This window comes from Haloferax larsenii, assembly GCF_024730625.1.
GTDB classification, from domain to species: domain Archaea; phylum Halobacteriota; class Halobacteria; order Halobacteriales; family Haloferacaceae; genus Haloferax; species Haloferax larsenii.
This window is the reverse complement of the sequence record NZ_CP078063.1, coordinates 2,764,623-2,782,884: the sequence shown is the minus strand read 5'-3', so window position 1 is coordinate 2,782,884 and position 18,262 is coordinate 2,764,623. Positions and strand designations below refer to the sequence as shown.

The following is an 18,262-nucleotide window of genomic DNA, read 5'->3' as shown; positions in this document are numbered from 1 at the left end:
GGTTAGAGCCAGTCATCGGGCTTCGTGTCGTAGTCAATCTCTCCCGCAGCGATTCGTTCTTCGAGTTCCGAGTCGAGGTCGTGCGTCTCGAACTCCTCGCCGTCGTACCGAACCCGAATCGCGCGCTCGGTCGGCGTCGGCTCACGCCCGCGTCGCCGGGCGACTTCGACCTCGTGGTCGTCGAACTCCTTGGTGATGGTCATCAGATTGACCGGGCGGCCCCAGAGGTGGTGGACGCGTTCGAGCACGCCCTTCGCTTGCTCCATATCGAGCACGACACCGTTGTACTGGTGGCCCAAGAGCAGTTCGCCGCGGTTGTCGAAGTTGCCGTCGTAGACGGCAATCGTCGGCTTGCCGAAGTTCGTGAACTGGAAGAGGAGTTTCTTCTTGACGTCTTCGTACTGGGTCGACGAGACGCGGAACTGCCGCGACGACTGTGAGTACTCGTAGGCGAAGTAGTGGTTCGACCGGACGAACTCCTCGGTGAGGAACGCGTCGAGGAACGTCACGTCGTTGTGACTCTCGCGAATCTCGCGCATGCGGTCCCACCCGACCGTCTTGTCGACATCCTCAATCGCCTCTTCGACGGTGTCGTAGCGGGTGTCGTCGAACATGTACCGCGTCAGCTGTTCGAGTTCGGACCGCCGGATGCGACTGATGAAGCCGCGGTTCTGCGGTTTGACCAGCGAGTAGTGACGCTCTGCCAGCCCTTCGTACGAGAGCACCTTCCACGGGTAGGTGTCAACGTCGACCGACTCGTCACCCGACAGTGCGCGGTCGAGCATCTCGTGGTCGACACGGGGGTCGTCCGGTCCCAACTCGACGAGTTCGTCCAGCGTCTCGCTCGACACGCTGTCGATGACCGGGTCGGTTTTCAGGAGTCTTTGTACCTCGTCGAAGTCGATTTCCTCGGTGAAGTTACGCCACGTGATACCCTTCACGCGAAGGAGTTTGTCGGCGACTTCGGCGCGGTTCGTCGTGTTCTCGATGTACTCCCAGAGTTCCTTGCCGAGTTTGTAGGGGTTGAGACCGGGCGACCCGAGGACGCGCGCTTGGTGGTCGGCGTACGTGATGAACTCGTCCGTGCCGGCGAACCGTTCGTCGCCCATCATGAGCGACTCCCAGTAGGCGGCCCAGCCTTCGTTCATCACCTTCGTCATCTTCTGGGCGGCGAAGTAGTACGCCTCCTCGCGAAGCATGTCGAGGACGTCCTTCTGCCACGGCTCCATCTCCTCGGCCTTGCCGGTCTCTTCGTCGTAGCGCATCCCGTGTTCGCGGATGTACGCGAGCACGTCTTTCCGTGGGGCCGTTATCTTCGCGGCCTCGCGCTCTGCTTCTTCGACGCGGTCGACCCACTCGTCGTCGAACACCTCGCGCCGGACGTCTTCGGAGATGTTGAGGTTCTTGAGTTGGTCGCGGATGTCGTCGGGGATGCGCTCGTCTCTGTCTTCGGCCGCTTCGCGAATCGACCGGTGTTGGTCGATGGTGTCTTCGAGACAGAGGATGGCGTCGATGAACTTCTCGACCTCGTCGCGGCTCACGTCGGGAAACTCGATGTACCGCTCGATAGTCTCGCCGTGGCGTTCGAGCATCGCTGCGGCGTTCAGGTCGCCCTCGTCGGAGAACAGCCCGAACCACTGATTGTTCTTGAAGAAGTCCGAGTGCGCCTCGACGTGCGTGATGACCGCCTTCTGGTCGGCCAGCGAGTTCGACTCTTGGAGGAACGCGTTCGAGGGGTCGTCGTTGTTGACGATTTCGAACGCCTTTCCCATACCGAACTGGTCTGTCTTGCGCTGTCGGTCGTAGGTCATCCCCCATCGCCAGTGCGGATAGCGGTTCTGGAAGCCACCGTAGGCGATGAGCTGGTTCATCTCGTCGTAGTTGACGACCCAGTAGTTCACCGGGTAGGGGTCCAATCCGAGTTTCTTCGCGAGTGCGCCCGCTTCACGAACTGGTTCGTCGAGTCGGGCGGCCTCTCGCTGTGCGTCTCTGCGGTGTCGTCTCGAAGTCATTCTACTGTCGCCTCCGTGCTGAGTATGCGGTAGATTGCGTCTATCACGTCGTCTGGTTCGGAGACGTATGCCACGACGACGTTGCCCTCGTCACCGAGAAGTCGTTCGACCTCTTCGGCGTGCGTTGCGTTGATGGCGGTGCCACCGGGCTGGGTCTCCACGTAGGCGTGGAGGTTCGCCGGAATCTCTTCCATGAGCGGGACGACCCGCTCTTTGGTGTCGTTCGACGAGTTTTCGGAGTCACCGGCGGCGAAGACGTAGCGGTTCCACTCGTGCCACGGGTAGCGCTCGTCGAGCACTTCCTTCGCCAGTTCGTAGGCCGACGAGATTCGCGTCCCGCCGCCCGAGCGAATGCCGAAGAACTCGTCGCGTTCGACCTCCCACGCCTCAGCGTCGTGGGCGATGTAGACGAACTCCGCGTGGTCGTACTTGCCAGTGAGATACCAGTCCAGCGGCGTGAAGGTGCGCTCGACCAGTTCGCGTTTCGTCTCGCGCATCGACCCCGACACGTCGCGGATGTTGACGACGACGACGTTCGAGCGCTTCTTCTCGATGATTTCGGGGTGGCGGTAGCGTTCGTCCTCACGCCGGAACGGAATCTCTCTGAGTCCATCGCGGCGGATTCGCTGGACGGTCGTCGTGCGCTCGACGTTTTCTTCCATCTCCTCGAAGGAGTCCCACGTCCCGCGCTCATCGTCGGGAATCCGCGTCCACTCGTCTTCGATCCACGCCAGCGAAACGAGGATGTTGTTCTCGCGAGACCAGCGGTAGACGTCGTCCGGCGAGGTGTCTTCGACTTTCATCGCCTCGCGGACGTAGTCGTCGTCGAAGTCGGTCGCCAGCTTTCGCTTCAGCCCCTCTTTGAACAGCCGCTCGAAGTCGAGCGTGCTGTGCGGGCCGGTGCGGGTCACGTCGGTGAAGTCGCCCTCGATTTCGTCGATGACTTCCTTCCCCTTCGGTTCGAGTTCGAGTCCGAGTTCCTCGTCGAGCGCCTCGGCGAACTGCTCGGGGTCCATCTCGTAGTACTCGTGTTCGGCCCCCTCTTCGCCGGGTTCGCCTTCGTCGCCCTCACCAGGGGCGGGTTGCGGCTGGCCGAGTGGCTGGCCCACGTCGGGCGTCCCGCCTTTCCCCTGTCCGACGCCGCCCATGTCGAGGCGGTCGTATTTGAACTCGGGGAGGTCGACGACCTTGATTGGAATCTTGATGTCTTTCGACCCTGATGCGCCGAGGTCGCCGTAGGAGATGAACTCCTTGAGGTCCTCGCGCCGCTCTTCGCCCACTTCACGGAATCGTTCGAGGTCGTCTCTCAGTCCCATTGGGTGCTCACCTGCTCCATGACGGCGCGACTCGTGAGTTCGGCCGATGCGGCGGAGTAGCCGCGTTTCTTCATCTCTTCGATGGTCCGTTTCTTCACGGCCTCCGTCTCGGTGTTCGCCGGTGGGTCGTCCCACTGGCGCGGGTCGAGGTCCTCGAAGAGGCGGCGGACGTCGTCCCAGTCGTGCGTCTCCAAGACGGTTCGGATGACGGGAATCTCGGTCAGGTCGACGTCGCTGACTTCGAAGCCTTCGTCGCGGTTCTCCCACGCGTAGCGATTGAGCGCGGTGATGACCTTCTCGTGACGGAACTCTTCGACGTCGTCGTCGGGGTCGTTCCCGTCGTAGTTGTCCTCGGAGAACCGACCGAGATGCTCCGTCTCGAACAGTTTCATGAGGAGCGGGTCCGGGTCGACGAGACCGTGTTCGGTCTCGATTTGGCCCTCGGAGGCCCACGCGTAGACGTGTTCGACGTACTCTTCGACCGTCTCGCGCTCGACGCCCTTCTCCGCGAGGAGCGCGTCGAGCACGTCGCTTTCCTGCTGTTCGAAGATGTACGCTTCGACCATCTCGATGCGGCCCTCGTACTCGGCGGCCTCGGCGCGCGAGAACACCGGTGCGTCGGGTAACTCGTCGAGCATCGCATCGAGCACGTCGGTCGGCATCACGACCGACGCGACGTCGAGGTCAGGGTGGTGGCGCTCTACTCGGTCGTGCAGCAAGTCGGCGATGACGTCCCGAGTGAACGTCACGGGAATCCCGTGGGTCCCCTCGGAGTCGCCGACGAACTCGAATCCGGAGACCTCGCGGCGCTGGTCGCCGACCTGCAAGTAGCCGCGGTCGAGCAACAGCGCCTTGTCCACGAGGTTCAATTCGAGGTCCGGGTCGTGCGGCACGTCTTCCGGGTCGAGGCGCGTGACGACGCTGTAGAGCGCCGCCGCCTCGATTGCGTGCGGTGCGAGTTCCCGGTGGTGGACCTCGCCCGGACCTTTCCGAACGTCCAGCGTGACCGCCTCGGCGACGATTTCGGCCAGCACTTCCGGTTCTTCGGTCCAGACGCTCGTCTCGTTGGTCAGTTCGCGGCGGATGAGTTCGGCCTCCAACGAGAGGTTCGTCAGGTAGCGGAACTCGTGTTTGTTCAGCCGTCGCTTGAGCGCCTTCAGCGGGTCGCGGCCGTTCCTGTCTGCGAACTTGTCGAGTTCGGCGTCGAGGTCCGGATTCGAGATGATGACGAGTTGGGTGTCGATGTCCATCCCGATTCCCTTGTCCAGTTTGACGCGTCCCTCGTCGGGGACGTTCAACAGTTTCTGGAGCAAGTCGGCGTGCTGCGTCGCGTCCTCGACGATAGTCAAGAGCCCGTTGCCCTGCGAGAGGACGCCATCGAAGCTGAACGCCTGTGGATTCTTCCGCCCGCGAGAGTTCAGTTCGCGGAGCATCCCCGGCATCCACGACCCGACGAGTCGCTCTTTCGGCGACCCGTCGTCTTCGGAGTGGAGGACGCCGATACCGCGTCCCACGTCCACGACGTAGTTTTTCACCCGGAGGTGTTTCGGGTCGGAGATGGCCGAAAACAGGTTCATCTTCCCGGCTCGGCGGTACTGCTCTTCGAGGTAGAAGTACGCCTCGCGGCAGAACGGGTCGAGTTCCTCGTCCACGCTGATTGGGATGTGGTCCGAGTTGGCTCGGTTGAGGTCTCTGAGCAGGCTCTTTCGAACGTCCCACGGGAAGACAGAAAGCGGGTGCGCTTGCACCGGGCTCTCGTACCAGTCTTCGTCGTCGGACTCGAACTCGCCGCCGTAGGACAGGCCACGGGTATCGGTGGCGTTGGCGACGTTCCACTCGACGGTGTAGCGCCGTCCCTCGTCCGTCTTCGAGTACTCGCGGAGTCCGTTGATGAGACAGCGTTTCAACTCGGATTTGCCCGTCGCGGTCGGCCCGTCGAACCAGACGATTTTCTCGGCTTTGCCGCGGTCGGCGGCGATGGTTCGCAGGTCGTCGACGAACGCGTTCAACACGTCCGTGTTGCCGAAGACCGCGTGTTCGCCGTCGTTGGCGGGGTCGTCGAAGAAGTTGTAGCGCTCTTTTTCTTCGCCCTCTTCGATGACGGTTCGGGTCCCCATCGACTCGATGGCTTCCAGCAGGTACTTCGATGCGTGCGAGGCAATCGAGGGAGACTCGAAGGCGGCCTCGACGTACGCGGCGAGGCTCATCGGCTCCTCGTAGGTGCCTTTGAGCGCCTCGTCCGCGGTGCGGATGTAATCTCGCATTGGTCTAGCCTTCCAGTTCGCTCTTGGCCACCTCCGCACCAGCGAACTCGAGTACTTCACGTGCACCCTCGCGCGAGTAGCCCTGGTCGACCAAGGCGTCTATCCACGCGTTGCGTTCGTCGTCGTCCAGTTCGTTCGCGCTCACCAGTGCCGAGAAGTTGATGTTGTGTTTCTTGTCTTCCCAGAGTTTGCGTTCGAGCGCGCGGCGGAGTCGGTCGTTCTGTTGTGGGTCGAACGACGTCCCTTCGCGGGCACGGCGAGAGACCCAGTTGGAGACCTCTTGGCGGAAGTCGTCCTTGCGGTCCTCGGGGATGTTGAGTTTCTCTTCGACCGCCCGGAGGAACTTCTCGTCTGGGTCCTGGTCGCGGCCAGTCAGTTCGTCTTCGACCGTCGCGTCGTCGATGTAGGCCATGACGTGGTCCATGTACTTCTCGCCCTGGCGGCGAATCTCGTCGAGGTCGTACGCGAGTGCGTGCCGAACGTCTTCGATGGCGCGCTCTTTGTACTCCTCGCGGACCATTTCGAGGTAGCGGTGGTAGCGTTCGAGGTTCTCTTCGGGAATCGACCCGTGGCCTTCGAGGTTCTCACCGAGGTGGGTGAACGACGAGAGCGCCGAGAGGTAGGAGCGACCGCGGTGGGTCGAATCCATGATTGCCTCGGCGATTTCGTCGCCGATGAACCGGGCGGAGACGCCGTCCATGCCCTCGCCGATGTCGGCTTTCGACTCGCCTTCCTCGCGGAGTTTCCGCACGTCGATGTCGTCGCCGTCGTCCAACTCGCCGTTGTAGGCCTTCGCCTTCTGGACGAGCGTGATACCGTCGGAGTCGGGTTCGACGATGCGCGTGAGGACGCCGAAGAGGCCGGACATCTCCAGGGTGTGCGGCTCGACGTGGATGTCGGGCACGTCCGCGTTGCGGAGCATCTTCCGGTAGATTTCGGCTTCTTGCTCGTATTCGAGGACGTACGGGAAGTCGATGCGTTTCGTCCGGTCGTTGAACGCCTCCATCTTCTCGTCGCCCTTCTTCTCTCTGTACTCCGGCATGTTCGTCCGGCCGACGATGACCTGGTCGATGTCGATTCGCGGGTTGTTCTTCGGCTTAATCGTCTGTTCCTGCGAGGCGTGCAGGAAGTCGTAGAGGAACTCCCGCTGGAGTTTCAGCAGTTCCTCGCCGGAGAAGATACCCCGGTTGGCGTTACAGAACGCCCCGGAGTAGTCGAACGCCCGCGGGTCGGATTCGCCGTACACCGCGAGTTTCGAGTAGTTGACGTCGCCGGTCAGTTCGGTCTCGTCTTGGTTCTTCTTGTCTTTGGGCTCGAACGTCTCGACGCACTGCCGTTTGTTCTCGGAGGCGACGAGACGGATGATTTCGATATGGTTCTCGACGACTTCTTCGAGGTCGTCGTCGTAGTGGCCCAAGAGACGGTCCATGTAGAACTCCGAGGCGGGGTCGAGCGCCTGGTCGTTCCGAATGGTGTACGGTGCGTCGAGGTTCTCGTTGAGTTGTTCGATGACCATATCGCGCTGCTCTTGGGGGAGCAACACGAGCGGGTCTTGGTTCATCGGCGACTGGACCACGTCGTCGGCGGGGTCCTGGTCACGGATGACGTCGCCGAGGTTCGTCCACCTGAAGGTGTACATCCGTCCCTCGTCGCGCATCGTGTAGTCCTCGAAGTAGCGTCGCGAGAGCCAGTCGAAGTGTGACTTCCCGGAGCCGACGGGGCCGAGGAGGAGTTTGATGCGTTTTTCGGGGCCGAGGCCGCGGGCCCCGGATTTCACCTTGTTGACGAACTCGTGTATCGACTCGTGCACTTCGCGGCCGTAGAAGACGTTCTCTCCATCGTGGAGCGGGTCTTCGGAGGCCATGAGGTACTCCACGACGCCCGCGTCTTCGTCGTAACGGGTGCCGTAGAAGTCGAACATGTCCGCCACGCGTTGGTGGGCGTTGCGAGCGATCTTTGGATCGTCGTAGACCTCTTCGAGGTACCACTCGAAACTCTTCGCCTCGCGGAGGTCCGAGGGGACGGAGTCTTTGTAGTGTTTGCTCAGGTCTGCGAGTGTTTCTATTTCGCCGGTCATTGTTCGTGGAGCCTCGACGGACCAACCGTCCGGAGACGGCCCAATGGCGACGCGCCCGGAGTACGGGTCGCAGACGACACCCCAACGCCTTCGACGACGTAGCCGTGGACTACGGGGACGGGGTTGCTGGGGCACCGCCACCGCTCCGCGCTCACGACGGGGCGACGACGGGCGACAGAATCTACGGGTGAGGATGCGCGGTGCGATTCGCTCGGTCCAGTGACCGAGACTGATTAATACTGAGAGACGTTAGCATATAACGCTTTCTCTGGAATGAGTAACCGAAGTGTCTCGAATGTGGGTAGTTCCAGATTCATACCACAAACGGTGACCCTTCATTCGTGCGATGTATGTCGGTTTAATCGGCGATTCAGTTCGCTGGCAGACCCATTAATCGAATCAGAGAACATTCATGTCGTGGTTTTCTGGTCGTTATTGTTGCTACTTTGTTGTCTGAGGAGCACCAAATTGAGAATGCCATCAGTGTTCTCGCCCTCTGGTGGATGCTTCTACCAGCGCATCTCGACAGAAGTTCGCATTCGACGCTTCGGGAGTCTGCGCTTCGCTGGCGCGCTTCGACAGAGCGAGAAGGCTTAGGATACTGAGCGAATAGCGCCTGTATGACCGACCTGCCCGACGGGTGGACGCTCTGGAACGACGAACACGAGGGACGGCGGATTCTCGCGTATCGTCCCGACGTGTTCGACGGCGAGGAGTTCCCTTCGGAGTGTCTCCCGACTATCTTCGTGTCGAACGGGTCGCGGGCGAATCGCCCCGGTGCGTCACAGATTTCCACCGAGACGTGGCACGCCGTCCTGTTCTTAGAGCCGCAAATCGAGGCCGTCGCCGAGGAGTTCGACTCTCGCGAGGCGGCGCTCGACGGCGCGGAAGACATCGCACGGCGATTCGCCGACGGGGAGGTCGATTACCGGGACGCCTACCAACTTCCGCGCGAGGAGTACTTCGAAAAACTCGACGAACTGACTGGACGAGAGTCTTAATCACCTCGCGAATGAATCACACACTATGACCGCTGTCACACTCATCGGGACTCGCCTCGCGGACACGGGGACCGAGTTCGTCTATCAAGGGGAATCGAGCGCCTGCGAAGGGTGTCCGTACCGACGGCAGTGTCTCAACCTCACCGAAGGGGTTCGCTACCGCGTCGTCGACGTGCGAGAGAACACGCAGGTACTCGACTGCGCCGCCCACGATATCGGCGTTCGCGCCGTCGAAGTCGAACCCGCGCCCGTCCGGGCAAACGTCCCGTCGAAGGGGGCCTACGCCGGAAGCAAGGCCAGTCTACAGGGGCCGTGCCCTCACACCGAGTGCCCCAGCCACCAGTACTGCGTCCCCGACGGGGCGGACTTCGACCAGGAGTACCGCATCGCCGAAGTCGTCGGCGACCCACCACACGACAACTGCTACCTCGACCGGAACCTGACGCTCGTCGAGTTCGAGGCGGCCGACGAGTAAGGGGGACAGACTGAGAAAACAGGCCGACGAGTAAGCAGCCCAGGCCAACCGGTGGGAACAACAGAGCGTTCACACGCCACGGTGCAGACACATCGTGTATGACGACCGCCGTCTTCTTCGACCTCGATTTGACCCTCTTGCAGTACACCGACGACTTCGAGACCATCTTCGAGCGGGCGCTTCCGAACGCTCCAGACGGCGCGTACGAACAGTACGTCGAGGAACTCCTCCACGCGTTCGACCAGCTTTCGACGACACCCTACCACGCGGGGTTCGAGGCCGTCGTCGAGGAGTTCGACGTGGACGCCGAGCCAGCAGAACTGGTCTCTCGATACCACGAGACGGAGCTCGCGGCGACGACAGTTCCAGACGCCACCCACGACGCAGTCACTCGCGTCGCGGCGGAGCAACCGACCGGGATTCTCACGAACGGAACGCCGGAGATGCAGCAGGCCAAACTCGAAGCCCACGGACTCGACGAGGTCGCAGACGCCATCGTGGTGTCGAACGACCCCGACGTAGCCGCCCGAAAGCCAGACCCGGCTATCTTCAGGACCGCCGAGGAGTCGCTTCCGGCAGCCAACTACGTCTACGTCGGCGACACGTACGACGAAGACATCGTGGGCGCGCGCAACGCCGGCTGGGAAGCGTTCCACGTCGGAACCGACGGTCCCGAAGACGCGCCGGAGCGAGTCGCGTCGGTCGAAGAAGCGGCAAAACAGATTCTCGACTGAGAGACCCCGAAACGCTCGGTCGAGACGAGGGCGAACCGTTGCCTACGGGAGCGTTCCGACCTTCTCGCCAGCGTACCCGAAGATGTCGGCGTACCCGTACGCGGAGAGTAAAATCGGATAGAAGTCGCGGTCGGCGACGAACGTCTCGTCGTCGGCGCGGGCGAACGGCTGGCCGCCTTCGACGGGTTCGAAGTTCGTCGCGAGCACTTCGTACTCTTTGGCGGCGGGTTTCGGAATCATCTCGAGGAGACGGTAGACGTCGAGGCTGTTTTCCTCCGGGGCGGCGAGTCGGAGACGGTCGTCTTTCGAGACCGGGCTGTCGCCAGCCCCACCGCCGTCGCCCCCACCGTTTCCGCCGTCACTCGCGACAGCAGGCGCGGGAAGCACGTTCGTCGCCGTGAGGAACGCGCGGATGAGCCAGTAGGCGTTCTTGGCCGCCTCGTCCGACTTCTGCAGTCCGGCTTCGACTTCGACGGTGTGGGCGTGTTCGATGAGTCGCCCCTCTGCGAAGTTGTTCGTCTCGACGACCACGTCGACTGGGAGATGTGGGAGAATCGACCGCGAGATGGCGTCGACGGTGTCGACGATTGCGAAGGGGTCGGCGTACGACTGCGTAGAGTGGATAGAGAAGGCAGTCGTCCCGCGCACTTCGCGCCCGAGGTCGTGGGCGAGGCGTCGCTCGTGGGAGTCCGCGTTCGGGTCGCCCGGGAACGCCCGATTGAGGTCGTCGTCGAGGTACCGAACGTCAGCGTCGAGCGCTTCTTCGTTCGCGATGATGAACTTCACCGGACGTTCGACGTCGGGGTCCTCGGCGACGAGTCGCTCGATTGCTCGTGCGCCACACGGCTCGTCGCCGTGAATCGACCCGATTACAGACACGTCCGGGGTGCCGTCACCGAGTTCGTAGATACGCATTGCTGGGTTCAAGAACCGGAGGCTAAAGGAGTTTTACATTCTGCGACAGGGGATATTCCTCGAATAGTGTCAGTATGAATGAGTAAAACGTCGGTGCCACGTCAGTGGTCGAGTTCCTCGACGTATTCGTAGTCTGCCGGGTACGCAGTCGCCAGTTGGCCATCGATTCGAATCTGCCATCCGTGGAGGACCGTTGGGTCGTCGAGCGCGGTTCGAAGCGTCTCTCGAACGTCGTCTACGTCCACGCCGTAGAAGTCACTGGGCGTCCCTCGAAGGTAGTCCAGCGACGTCCCGAAGAGCGACCGCATCCCCGCGTCGTCCTCGAAGTCGAAGTGCTTGTACGCGCCCGCAGCGACCTGCACCATCCCGTGAAGAAAGGCGCTTTCGGTGGTGCCCGCGCCGTAGTTGTACCACTCGATTTCGAAGCAGTCGTGGCTCTCGTGGAAGTCGCCGGCGTTGAACAGCCTGACACCGTGTTCGACGGCTTTGCGGAGGGTCGCGTGGTCCCACATCCGAATCTCTTCGTTCCACCCCGTGGGGTTCCCGAGCGGCGGGGCAACACTCGGGTCGCGGGTGTGTTCGTCCATACCGTTACTACCGACGTGTGGTCCGGTAACTCCATCGGTGACGGCTCCCTCCGCGGCGGGCTTTTCGCCGAGGAGCACCTGCATAGACGTATGGCCGCGTGCATGTATTGCGGGAGCGACGTACTGCGTCACGACCCGGTGTTCGTCGACGAACTGGACGGTGACGAGCGCACCGAAGTCGGTGCGTTCTGCAACTACGCCTGTCTGTCGGCGTATATCGACGAGGAGGGACTCACCACCGGCGCGTCGTGTGAGTGGAACCCCGCCTGACCACGTACGAGGGAGCATTCGTTCTCGCTGTGTGAGTACACACTCGACAGACAAGTGATAAAACAGCCGTCTGACGGATTCTCGCCGGTAAACACGGGCTATTTACTCACTCACACGCTCGACTCGACAATGGCACTTACAACCGCACTCGTGGCTGGTGGGGTCATCGGCGTCCGGCACGCGCTGGAGCCAGACCACCTCGCTGCCGTCGCGACGATGGTCGAAGGCGATAACAAACCGAGTCTAGTCGGCGCGTCGTGGGGCGTCGGCCACTCGATTCCGATTGTCGTCGTCGGCCTCTCGTTCGTCGCACTCGGCATTCGTCTGCCCGAGTCGGTGACACACTTTTTCGAAGCCGTGGTCGGTGTGATTCTCGTCGCACTCGGCGCGCGAATGCTCCTGCGCACCGCAGGCGTCTCCGTACCGTCGCTCCGAAAACACGACCACGGAGGCGACGCACACCAGCACCTCTCGTTCGGGCCGTTCGCCCTCGGGGCCGAACACTCACACGTCCACGACGAGTCGTTCGCAGTCGGCGTTCTCCACGGGTTCGCCGGGAGCGGGGCGCTCGTCATCGCGATGGTCTCGACCGCACCGGGAATCGACCAAGCCATCGCGTTCCTCGCGGCGTTCAGCATCCTGACGGTGACGACGATGGCCGTCGTCTCGGCGCTTTGGGGCCGGTCGCTGAACGTCGGTGGAACGCGCGTTCTCCGCGGTCTCGCGGGCGTTGGCGGTATTTTATTCGGAGGAATGCTCGTCGTCGAGATGGTCGGAACCGTCGTCTGACGATTCGCAACGTTTTAGCGGCCACCCGGACCAACGTCCATACGCGCGAGGGTAGCTAAGTTAGGAAAAAGCGGCGGACTCAAGATCCGCTCCCGTAGGGGTCCGTGGGTTCAAATCCCTCCCCTCGCACTTGTCCCGAGGAACAACGTGACGAGTGTCACGTGCGTCCGGAGGGTTTGAATCAGGGAGCGTACGCAACCGCGGTTCAAATCCCTCTCCAGGTCTTCTACCGACGTTCGCGACGCTCCCTCCACGTGTTCGAGGCACCGTGTGAACAGACCACGTTTCTGGTGAAAATCAGCCAACATAACGAGGGTGAGAGCCCTCAGGAGACCCAGCATACACACCCCACATACCCTCCAACGAGCGACATCCACGCACGACCGACTTTCAATCGGACACGACGTATCAAAGTTTATCAGAAATATTCATTATGTTACTCGGCCTACTATAGGGTTGCCGGAAGCGCAAGGACGCACCGGATGACCAAACCGAATCTATCGGGCGGTGTGAAAGGCATCGACGATGGTACCCATCGCAAGATGGGGAGGAATGGAATCTGCACGAACACCGAGTCTTTCGTAATAGGAAGACGAGGTCAAAGTGTCGAAGAAGAACCGAATCAGCCCCGTTACCCACTCTGCAAGCGAGTGGCAGGAAGGCCAAGTACCGGACCACGAGAAATCGGAGTTCGGGAAGTCGGCGCAAGCCGAAAACGGCCGTGAGGGTTGTGGAAAACGTCTTCCGTCCGGGTTCTAATTGCGATTTCTGGCGTTCTCTGATTTCTACACCGCGAGCGACGTGTTCGGCCACGACAACGAGCGTTTCGGCTCCCAGTGTTTCCGAACCCAGCGTTTCGGCACCCGAGTGACGACTGCGACGGTAGAATTGTAGCTACGACGATTGCTCTGTGGTTTCGACTATCGACGTCATCGCCCGGAGGTACTCCGACGCCACGAGCGGTTCTTCCGCGGCGGTTCGTTCGACCGCCGCAACCCCGTGGACCAATCGGTCGTGGGTCAAGCCCGGAGGTACCTTAGCTCGGAGGATTCGTGAGACCGTATTCAGCCGGTTGTGCGCAGTCTCGACGTCCCCACTCCTGACAGCGTCCCGCGCCTCGTGGAGTGCTGTCGCGAGGGGCTCTCGGACGGACGCTGGGAGGTCAGCGGTGTTGCTCACGAAGCAAAGATAGACCGGCGAGCCTGTTAAGCATGAGAGACTTGCGTCGGATTCGATGGCCGCAGGCGTCGGAGTAGCAGGCACCGGAGTAGCAAGCATCGGGGTCGGAGAGCGTAGTCGGGCGTCGGTCGGTGGATATAGGCGGCTCCCCGTTACTGTCTCCCCCATGGACGATTTCGATGCTCGCGCAGACCGGGCACAACGAGCAGCACGCGACGGCGGTGCAGTCGCCCGCCGAGCGTTCCGTACGGGAATCACCGTCGAGACGAAGGACGGAAAGACCGACGTCGTCACCCAAGCCGACCGAGACGCCCAGAAACGAGTCGTCGAACGCATCCGCGGGGCGTTCCCCGACGACGCTATCGTCGGCGAGGAAGAAGACGAGCTAAAGGAAGTCCCAGACAGCGGCGCGTCGTGGATTGTCGACCCCATCGACGGGACGAACAACTTCGTCCGAAACGTGCCGGTCTGGGCGACGTCCGTCGCGGCAGCGCTGGACGGCGAACCGGTCGCAGCGGCGAACTTCTTGCCAGCGATGGAGGACCTCTACGCCGCCGACAGTGAGCGTGCCTACAGAAACGGCCAACAGATTTCCGTGAGCCAACGCGACGACCCCGAAGCGTGTGCTGTCTGTCCGACCTTCTGGTGGGACTTCGACGCCCGCGACGAGTACGCGGCGGCGACAGAGGCGCTCGTCACCCGATTCGGTGACATCCGACGCTACGGAAGCATGCAAGTCGTGCTCTCGTTCCTCGCCGACGGTGCACTCGACGGCGTCGTCACAAACAAGCAAGCGAACCCGTGGGACTCTGTTGCCGGCGTCCATCTCGTCCGAATGGCTGGCGGCACTGTCACCGACCTCGACGGCAACGAGTGGCGACACGACTCACAGGGACTCGTCGCGTCGAACGGCCACATCCACGACACGCTTCTCGATGCGGCACGTGAGATAGAATCGTAGCGAACGACCATCGTCATTTCGTTGACGTCTTAATATATCATATCCGCAAGGGGGAAGTTGACCCCCCGTGAAAGGGGTGGCATGGAACTCGACGATACGGACCGGGCAATTCTCCGTATCTTGATGGAGGATGCACGAACTCCGTTCAGTGAAATTGCCCGCCAAATCGACATGTCGAGCGCGACGGTCCACGACCGAGTCGGTCGGATGGAAGACGCCGGCGTCATCGAGGGCTACCACGCGAGTGTGGACGCTCGGGAAGTCGGCCTCGGTACCTCGGCGCTCGTGGGCTTTCGCGTCAAGCAAGGCCACGAAAAGGAAGCGCTTCAGCAACTCCGCGATATCGAAGGCGTCCAAGAGATTCACCTGACGACCGGTGAGTGGGACGTGATTCTCCGAATCTACGCCGAGGATACCGACGCGCTTCGCGAGCTCATGTTCGACCACGTCGCAGAACTCAAAGGCTTCTCTCGGTCGCAGACGATGGTCATCCTCGGAACCGAGTACGACGACCCCGTCTTGCCGATTCAGGACCCCGACGACGAAGACTGAAGCCACGAGCGGTTTGCCGTGGCCAGTGCGCCGCGCGTGCGAAAGACCGGAACCCTAAACAGTCCCGGCGTCGGGGATTTGGCTATGGCAACGGTAGCAGAGCGAACCGGTCTCGACCCCGAGCGCCTCTGGGGCGTCGGTGTCGTGGCCATCCTCGTCGCACTCGTCGGCGGGTCGCTCGCGTTCCCTCGCGTCGTCTACGACGGCTTCATCTGGCACTACTTCTGGGGCCCAGTCCAGGCAGACGCGAACTCGGCAGTGTGTGCCACCCGCGCTGGCGGTGTGACACAGTACCTCGACAGCGCATCGGCCTGCGCGGCCGCCGCCGAACCCGTCGCGTACCCCGGCTACACGCTCGTCTCGGAAGTCGGCTACATGGTGACGCTCATCATCGCACTCACGGGTGTCGTCTTCCTCCTGCGCCGCCTGGACATCGGCGACGACCCGCGATTTTTCTTCTCGCTCGTCCCGTTCATGTTCTTCGGCGGCGCGTTCCGCGTCATCGAGGACGCGAACGACACCCCCGGCGTAGCCGACGCGCTCATCACCTACCCGGTGAACACGCTCATCATCAGCCCGGTCATCTACGTGACCGTCTTCGCAATCACGCTCGTCGCGGTCGTCGGTAGCGTCACCGCAGAACGCTCGGGCCTCATCGACGACTACGTGAAACCCCTGTTCGGTGCAGGTGTCGCAGTGCTCGCGGTCAGTCTCGCGTACCTCCTGTGGGCCGGCCTGACCGGGTCGCAGGGCGCGACGTTCTACCCGCAGGTGCTCGTCGTCATGCTCCTCGGTTCGACTGTCGCCGCCGCCGCGACGTGGTGGCTCATCGAGCGCTTCGCACCCGACGTGAACAAGGGAACCGGAAAAATCGGGCTCATGGTCCTCTGGGGCCACGCCGTCGACGGCGTCGCCAACGTTATCGGCCTCGACTGGATGGTCGCGCTCGGCGCTGGCAACAATCTCATCCCGAAGCACCCAGTCAATCAGGCGGTCGTCGATATCACCGCCTCGACGCTTCCCGATTCAGTTCTCGCCATCACCGGGGATGCGTGGCCGTTCCTGCTCGTCAAACTCGTCGCCGCCACGGCGGTCATCTGGGTGTTCGACGAACAGATATTCGAGGAGAGTCCGCGCTACGCAATCTTGCTGCTCATCGCCGTCCTCGCGGTCGGTCTCGGTCCCGGAACGCGTGACATGCTCCGCGCGACGTTCGGCGTCTGAGCGGCAGCAGACCTCGTTTTCTCGGCCACACGCGCCACCCCGGGTTTCGTTTTCCGTCCCTGAGGTTCATATACGAATCCGCAGCCAGACCGCCCACGATGTGACAACTACCGCGCGGCGGCCAGCGGGTGTCCGGCACACCGCCGTGCGAGGAGTCGTGTGCTGGCTGTCAGCCTCTTTTCAGCGACGACTGTGACTACGGGAACGGGTGGAACTCGCGGTCCAACTGTGGCTCGAAGCCGAGGTCGCGCGGGACGGACTCCGCACGCTCGGCGAAGTAAGGTTCGCCGATGAACAGCGGTTGCGCCTCCGGCACCAGCACCCGCGCGGCTTCGAACCCTAACTGCTCCACGTCTCGGGGCGTGATGCGTGCCGCGTAGGCGTCGAGACCGGCGTCGGTCACGCATTCGACGACGGCGTCGAGTTCGTCTTCTCCTGTTGGAACTGCATCTGGACCCACCGACGACGCGGGAATCGTCGCGTCCGGCGAGACGAAGTCCTGTGCAGGCTCTGGGAAGTCGGCGTAGGTTCCGATTGCGCCGCCCTGCTTCGCCGCCTGCTCGGGACCCATCCCACGGAGTTCGGTCCAGTTCTGGATGGCCTCCGCGAGTGCCGACCGCGCGGCGTCGTTCGGGTCCAGACTCGCACCCGACCCCATGGCGAACTTCGGCCACTCGTCGTCGCGGTGGACCGCAACAGCGACGACAGGCACGTCTATGTCCTGTGTCACGAGCAGTGCGGTCACGTCTAGGTCCTCGGAGCGCGCCCGTGCAGCGAGCGTCTCGAACGTCTCGTCGTCGACGTCGAGTCCGAGTGGCTCGAACGTGGAGTACCACGCGAGCATCGTCGCGTCGCGCTCGATGGTCTCGTACAGTCCGGATAGTAGTGCCTCAGTCCCGGAGTTTCCGAGTCCAAGTCCCGTCGTAATCGACGGCTTGTGACGCTCAGTCGGCGGCGGGTAGTGGACGAACTCCGCGGGAAGCGAGACGCGGTCACGCGTTTCGAGGTGCTCGCCCGCAACCCACTGAATCGACTCGTCTGGGTCGGGGTCGCGGTAGGAGTCGGGGCGAACGAAGCGACTCGGTGCGACGGCACCCGGTTGTGACGAAGCGGGTGCGACCGTGAACTCGCTCGCGCGATAGACGCCCGCAGCGTAGCGTTCGAGCGCCTCGCCGAGCGCCTTCATGTACGCTTCGTCCCACCCGGCCGCAGCGCCACCGGCGAACTCCGCCGCACGGGTGTCGCTATAGGTCGTCGTGTCGGCGGTCTGTGCGACGTAGTACGGAAGCGGGAACGACTCTCGCTCGCCGACCTGCGTGACGATGCCGAGTCTGTCGTCGACGGCCAACTCCGCCCGTGAGAGCGCGTCGTCCAACTCGACCGCCCGGAAGTCGCGTCTGAGAGTCCGGTCCCGGTCGGTCGGAGACGGAGTGGGCAAAAACGAGCGCTCGCGCCCGGGCACTTCGACCACGGTACCCGCGATGTCATCGCCCGAGAGAAGCGACACACCGCGCCGCCCGGCGATAGCACCGGCGAGGCGAACCGCCGCTCTATCGCCCGATGGGCGGCCACTCGACTCGGTGGTCGATGCGACGCGAACACGAAGGTCGTCGAATCCGCCACTGGTGGGGTCGAATGCCGACACCGCAGCGTCGAGTTCGGGGACTGCGTGCCCACCGACGCCACCGACTTCGACTGCCAACCATCGCTCTGCGGTCGCGTCTGCCGCAGCAAACGCGTCGTGGCCAGTCGGCGCGACGACGAAGCCGAGGTCGAAATCGTCGAGCGCATCTGCGTCTGTCTCGGTGACCGACGCATCGATGTCGGCACACGCGGCGCGAATCGACTCGGCGGCGGGACCGCTCCCGACGAGTCCGATGTTCATGCCCGCGACGAGGGACGGCGA

The 18,262-nt window shown here is 62.6% G+C and carries 18 protein-coding genes and 1 tRNA gene; 11 read left to right on the top strand and 8 right to left on the bottom strand.

Translation table 11 applies throughout. The features are described 5' to 3' along the window. Nucleotides 1-2: 2 nt before the first annotated feature. From KU306_RS14435 to KU306_RS14420, 4 genes are read right to left on the bottom strand one after another with little or no spacing between them, the layout of a single operon-like run. Entirely contained in the window at nt 3-2,012 is a 2,010-nt protein-coding gene (locus KU306_RS14435) for a SpoVR family protein (protein ID WP_258302342.1), read from the bottom strand. Then, nucleotides 2,009-3,328 carry a YeaH/YhbH family protein gene (locus KU306_RS14430; RefSeq protein ID WP_007543603.1) on the bottom strand — a complete coding sequence of 440 codons (1,320 nt, stop codon included), beginning with the start codon at nt 3,326-3,328 and terminating at the stop codon, nt 2,009-2,011. Before KU306_RS14430 ends, KU306_RS14435 begins: the two co-directional genes overlap by 4 nt. Next, the gene (locus tag KU306_RS14425; protein ID WP_007543605.1) at nt 3,319-5,592 is read right to left on the bottom strand and encodes a PrkA family serine protein kinase; all 2,274 of its coding nucleotides are present in this window, start codon (nt 5,590-5,592) and stop codon (nt 3,319-3,321) included. The genes KU306_RS14430 and KU306_RS14425 overlap by 10 nt, the downstream gene beginning before the upstream one ends. Before the next feature lie 4 nt (nt 5,593-5,596). Beyond that, entirely contained in the window at nt 5,597-7,669 is a 2,073-nt protein-coding gene (locus KU306_RS14420) for a PrkA family serine protein kinase (RefSeq protein WP_007543607.1), read from the bottom strand. Nucleotides 7,670-7,674: 5 nt separating this feature from the next. Between KU306_RS14420 and KU306_RS14415 the strand changes: the two genes are divergently transcribed. The 4 genes from KU306_RS14415 (at nt 7,675) to KU306_RS14400 (ending at nt 9,879) form a co-directional block, all read left to right on the top strand. Next, nucleotides 7,675-7,860, top strand: a complete 186-nt coding sequence (locus tag KU306_RS14415; protein WP_152417771.1) for a hypothetical protein — start codon at nt 7,675-7,677, stop codon at nt 7,858-7,860. A gap of 429 nt (nt 7,861-8,289) precedes the next feature. Further along, nucleotides 8,290-8,670, top strand: a complete 381-nt coding sequence (locus tag KU306_RS14410) for a DUF5820 family protein (RefSeq protein WP_007543609.1) — start codon at nt 8,290-8,292, stop codon at nt 8,668-8,670. 25 nt (nt 8,671-8,695) lie between these two features. Next, nucleotides 8,696-9,145 (top strand): UPF0179 family protein, encoded by a 450-nt coding sequence (locus KU306_RS14405; protein ID WP_007543611.1) that lies wholly within the window; start codon nt 8,696-8,698, stop codon nt 9,143-9,145. A gap of 98 nt (nt 9,146-9,243) precedes the next feature. Then, nucleotides 9,244-9,879, top strand: a complete 636-nt coding sequence (locus KU306_RS14400) for an HAD family hydrolase (protein ID WP_258302341.1) — start codon at nt 9,244-9,246, stop codon at nt 9,877-9,879. 42 nt (nt 9,880-9,921) lie between these two features. Here the strand turns inward: KU306_RS14400 and KU306_RS14395 are convergent, their stop codons facing one another. Continuing rightward, the gene (locus tag KU306_RS14395) at nt 9,922-10,794 is read right to left on the bottom strand and encodes a M14 family metallopeptidase (RefSeq protein ID WP_007543615.1); all 873 of its coding nucleotides are present in this window, start codon (nt 10,792-10,794) and stop codon (nt 9,922-9,924) included. A gap of 101 nt (nt 10,795-10,895) precedes the next feature. After that, the gene (locus KU306_RS14390; RefSeq protein ID WP_007543618.1) at nt 10,896-11,381 is read right to left on the bottom strand and encodes a DUF309 domain-containing protein; all 486 of its coding nucleotides are present in this window, start codon (nt 11,379-11,381) and stop codon (nt 10,896-10,898) included. A 90-nt stretch (nt 11,382-11,471) separates the two neighbouring features. Between KU306_RS14390 and KU306_RS14385 the strand changes: the two genes are divergently transcribed. The 4 genes from KU306_RS14385 (at nt 11,472) to KU306_RS14370 (ending at nt 13,199) form a co-directional block, all read left to right on the top strand. Continuing rightward, entirely contained in the window at nt 11,472-11,651 is a 180-nt protein-coding gene (locus KU306_RS14385; protein WP_049918784.1) for a hypothetical protein, read from the top strand. A gap of 129 nt (nt 11,652-11,780) precedes the next feature. Further along, on the top strand, nt 11,781-12,440 hold the full coding sequence (locus KU306_RS14380; protein ID WP_258302340.1) for a high-affinity nickel-transporter protein: 660 nt from the start codon (nt 11,781-11,783) through the stop codon (nt 12,438-12,440). A 45-nt stretch (nt 12,441-12,485) separates the two neighbouring features. Beyond that, nucleotides 12,486-12,569 (top strand) — tRNA-Leu (locus KU306_RS14375). A gap of 474 nt (nt 12,570-13,043) precedes the next feature. After that, nucleotides 13,044-13,199 (top strand): hypothetical protein, encoded by a 156-nt coding sequence (locus KU306_RS14370; protein ID WP_007543624.1) that lies wholly within the window; start codon nt 13,044-13,046, stop codon nt 13,197-13,199. A gap of 135 nt (nt 13,200-13,334) precedes the next feature. Here the strand turns inward: KU306_RS14370 and KU306_RS14365 are convergent, their stop codons facing one another. Next, nucleotides 13,335-13,619, bottom strand: a complete 285-nt coding sequence (locus tag KU306_RS14365) for a DUF8101 family protein (RefSeq protein WP_007543626.1) — start codon at nt 13,617-13,619, stop codon at nt 13,335-13,337. A gap of 166 nt (nt 13,620-13,785) precedes the next feature. Between KU306_RS14365 and KU306_RS14360 the strand changes: the two genes are divergently transcribed. The 3 genes from KU306_RS14360 to KU306_RS14350 all read left to right on the top strand — a co-directional run bounded on the left by KU306_RS14360 (nt 13,786) and on the right by KU306_RS14350 (nt 16,356). Further along, nucleotides 13,786-14,580, top strand: a complete 795-nt coding sequence (locus KU306_RS14360) for an inositol monophosphatase family protein (RefSeq protein ID WP_258302339.1) — start codon at nt 13,786-13,788, stop codon at nt 14,578-14,580. 81 nt (nt 14,581-14,661) lie between these two features. After that, nucleotides 14,662-15,132, top strand: a complete 471-nt coding sequence (locus KU306_RS14355; protein WP_007543630.1) for an Lrp/AsnC family transcriptional regulator — start codon at nt 14,662-14,664, stop codon at nt 15,130-15,132. A gap of 84 nt (nt 15,133-15,216) precedes the next feature. Next, complete coding sequence (locus tag KU306_RS14350) at nt 15,217-16,356, top strand: DUF63 family protein (protein ID WP_007543631.1); 1,140 nt, start codon at nt 15,217-15,219, stop codon at nt 16,354-16,356. A 196-nt stretch (nt 16,357-16,552) separates the two neighbouring features. Here KU306_RS14350 and KU306_RS14345 read toward each other — a convergent pair whose 3' ends face one another. Then, complete coding sequence (locus KU306_RS14345) at nt 16,553-18,241, bottom strand: YcaO-like family protein (protein WP_258302338.1); 1,689 nt, start codon at nt 18,239-18,241, stop codon at nt 16,553-16,555. Nucleotides 18,242-18,262 lie beyond the last annotated feature (21 nt).

Bases quoted from the DNA above. Each gene is read 5' to 3' on its own strand.
- KU306_RS14435 (WP_258302342.1), bottom strand. From the start codon at position 2,012: ATGACTTCGAGACGACACCGCAGAGACGCACAGCGAGAGGCCGCCCGA.
- KU306_RS14430 (WP_007543603.1), bottom strand. From the start codon at position 3,328: ATGGGACTGAGAGACGACCTCGAACGATTCCGTGAAGTGGGCGAAGAG.
- KU306_RS14425 (WP_007543605.1), bottom strand. From the start codon at position 5,592: ATGCGAGATTACATCCGCACCGCGGACGAGGCGCTCAAAGGCACCTAC.
- KU306_RS14420 (WP_007543607.1), bottom strand. From the start codon at position 7,669: ATGACCGGCGAAATAGAAACACTCGCAGACCTGAGCAAACACTACAAA.
- KU306_RS14410 (WP_007543609.1), top strand. From the start codon at position 8,290: ATGACCGACCTGCCCGACGGGTGGACGCTCTGGAACGACGAACACGAG.
- KU306_RS14405 (WP_007543611.1), top strand. From the start codon at position 8,696: ATGACCGCTGTCACACTCATCGGGACTCGCCTCGCGGACACGGGGACC.
- KU306_RS14400 (WP_258302341.1), top strand. From the start codon at position 9,244: ATGACGACCGCCGTCTTCTTCGACCTCGATTTGACCCTCTTGCAGTAC.
- KU306_RS14395 (WP_007543615.1), bottom strand. From the start codon at position 10,794: ATGCGTATCTACGAACTCGGTGACGGCACCCCGGACGTGTCTGTAATC.
- KU306_RS14390 (WP_007543618.1), bottom strand. From the start codon at position 11,381: ATGGACGAACACACCCGCGACCCGAGTGTTGCCCCGCCGCTCGGGAAC.
- KU306_RS14385 (WP_049918784.1), top strand. From the start codon at position 11,472: ATGGCCGCGTGCATGTATTGCGGGAGCGACGTACTGCGTCACGACCCG.
- KU306_RS14380 (WP_258302340.1), top strand. From the start codon at position 11,781: ATGGCACTTACAACCGCACTCGTGGCTGGTGGGGTCATCGGCGTCCGG.
- KU306_RS14360 (WP_258302339.1), top strand. From the start codon at position 13,786: ATGGACGATTTCGATGCTCGCGCAGACCGGGCACAACGAGCAGCACGC.
- KU306_RS14355 (WP_007543630.1), top strand. From the start codon at position 14,662: ATGGAACTCGACGATACGGACCGGGCAATTCTCCGTATCTTGATGGAG.
- KU306_RS14350 (WP_007543631.1), top strand. From the start codon at position 15,217: ATGGCAACGGTAGCAGAGCGAACCGGTCTCGACCCCGAGCGCCTCTGG.
- KU306_RS14345 (WP_258302338.1), bottom strand. From the start codon at position 18,241: ATGAACATCGGACTCGTCGGGAGCGGTCCCGCCGCCGAGTCGATTCGC.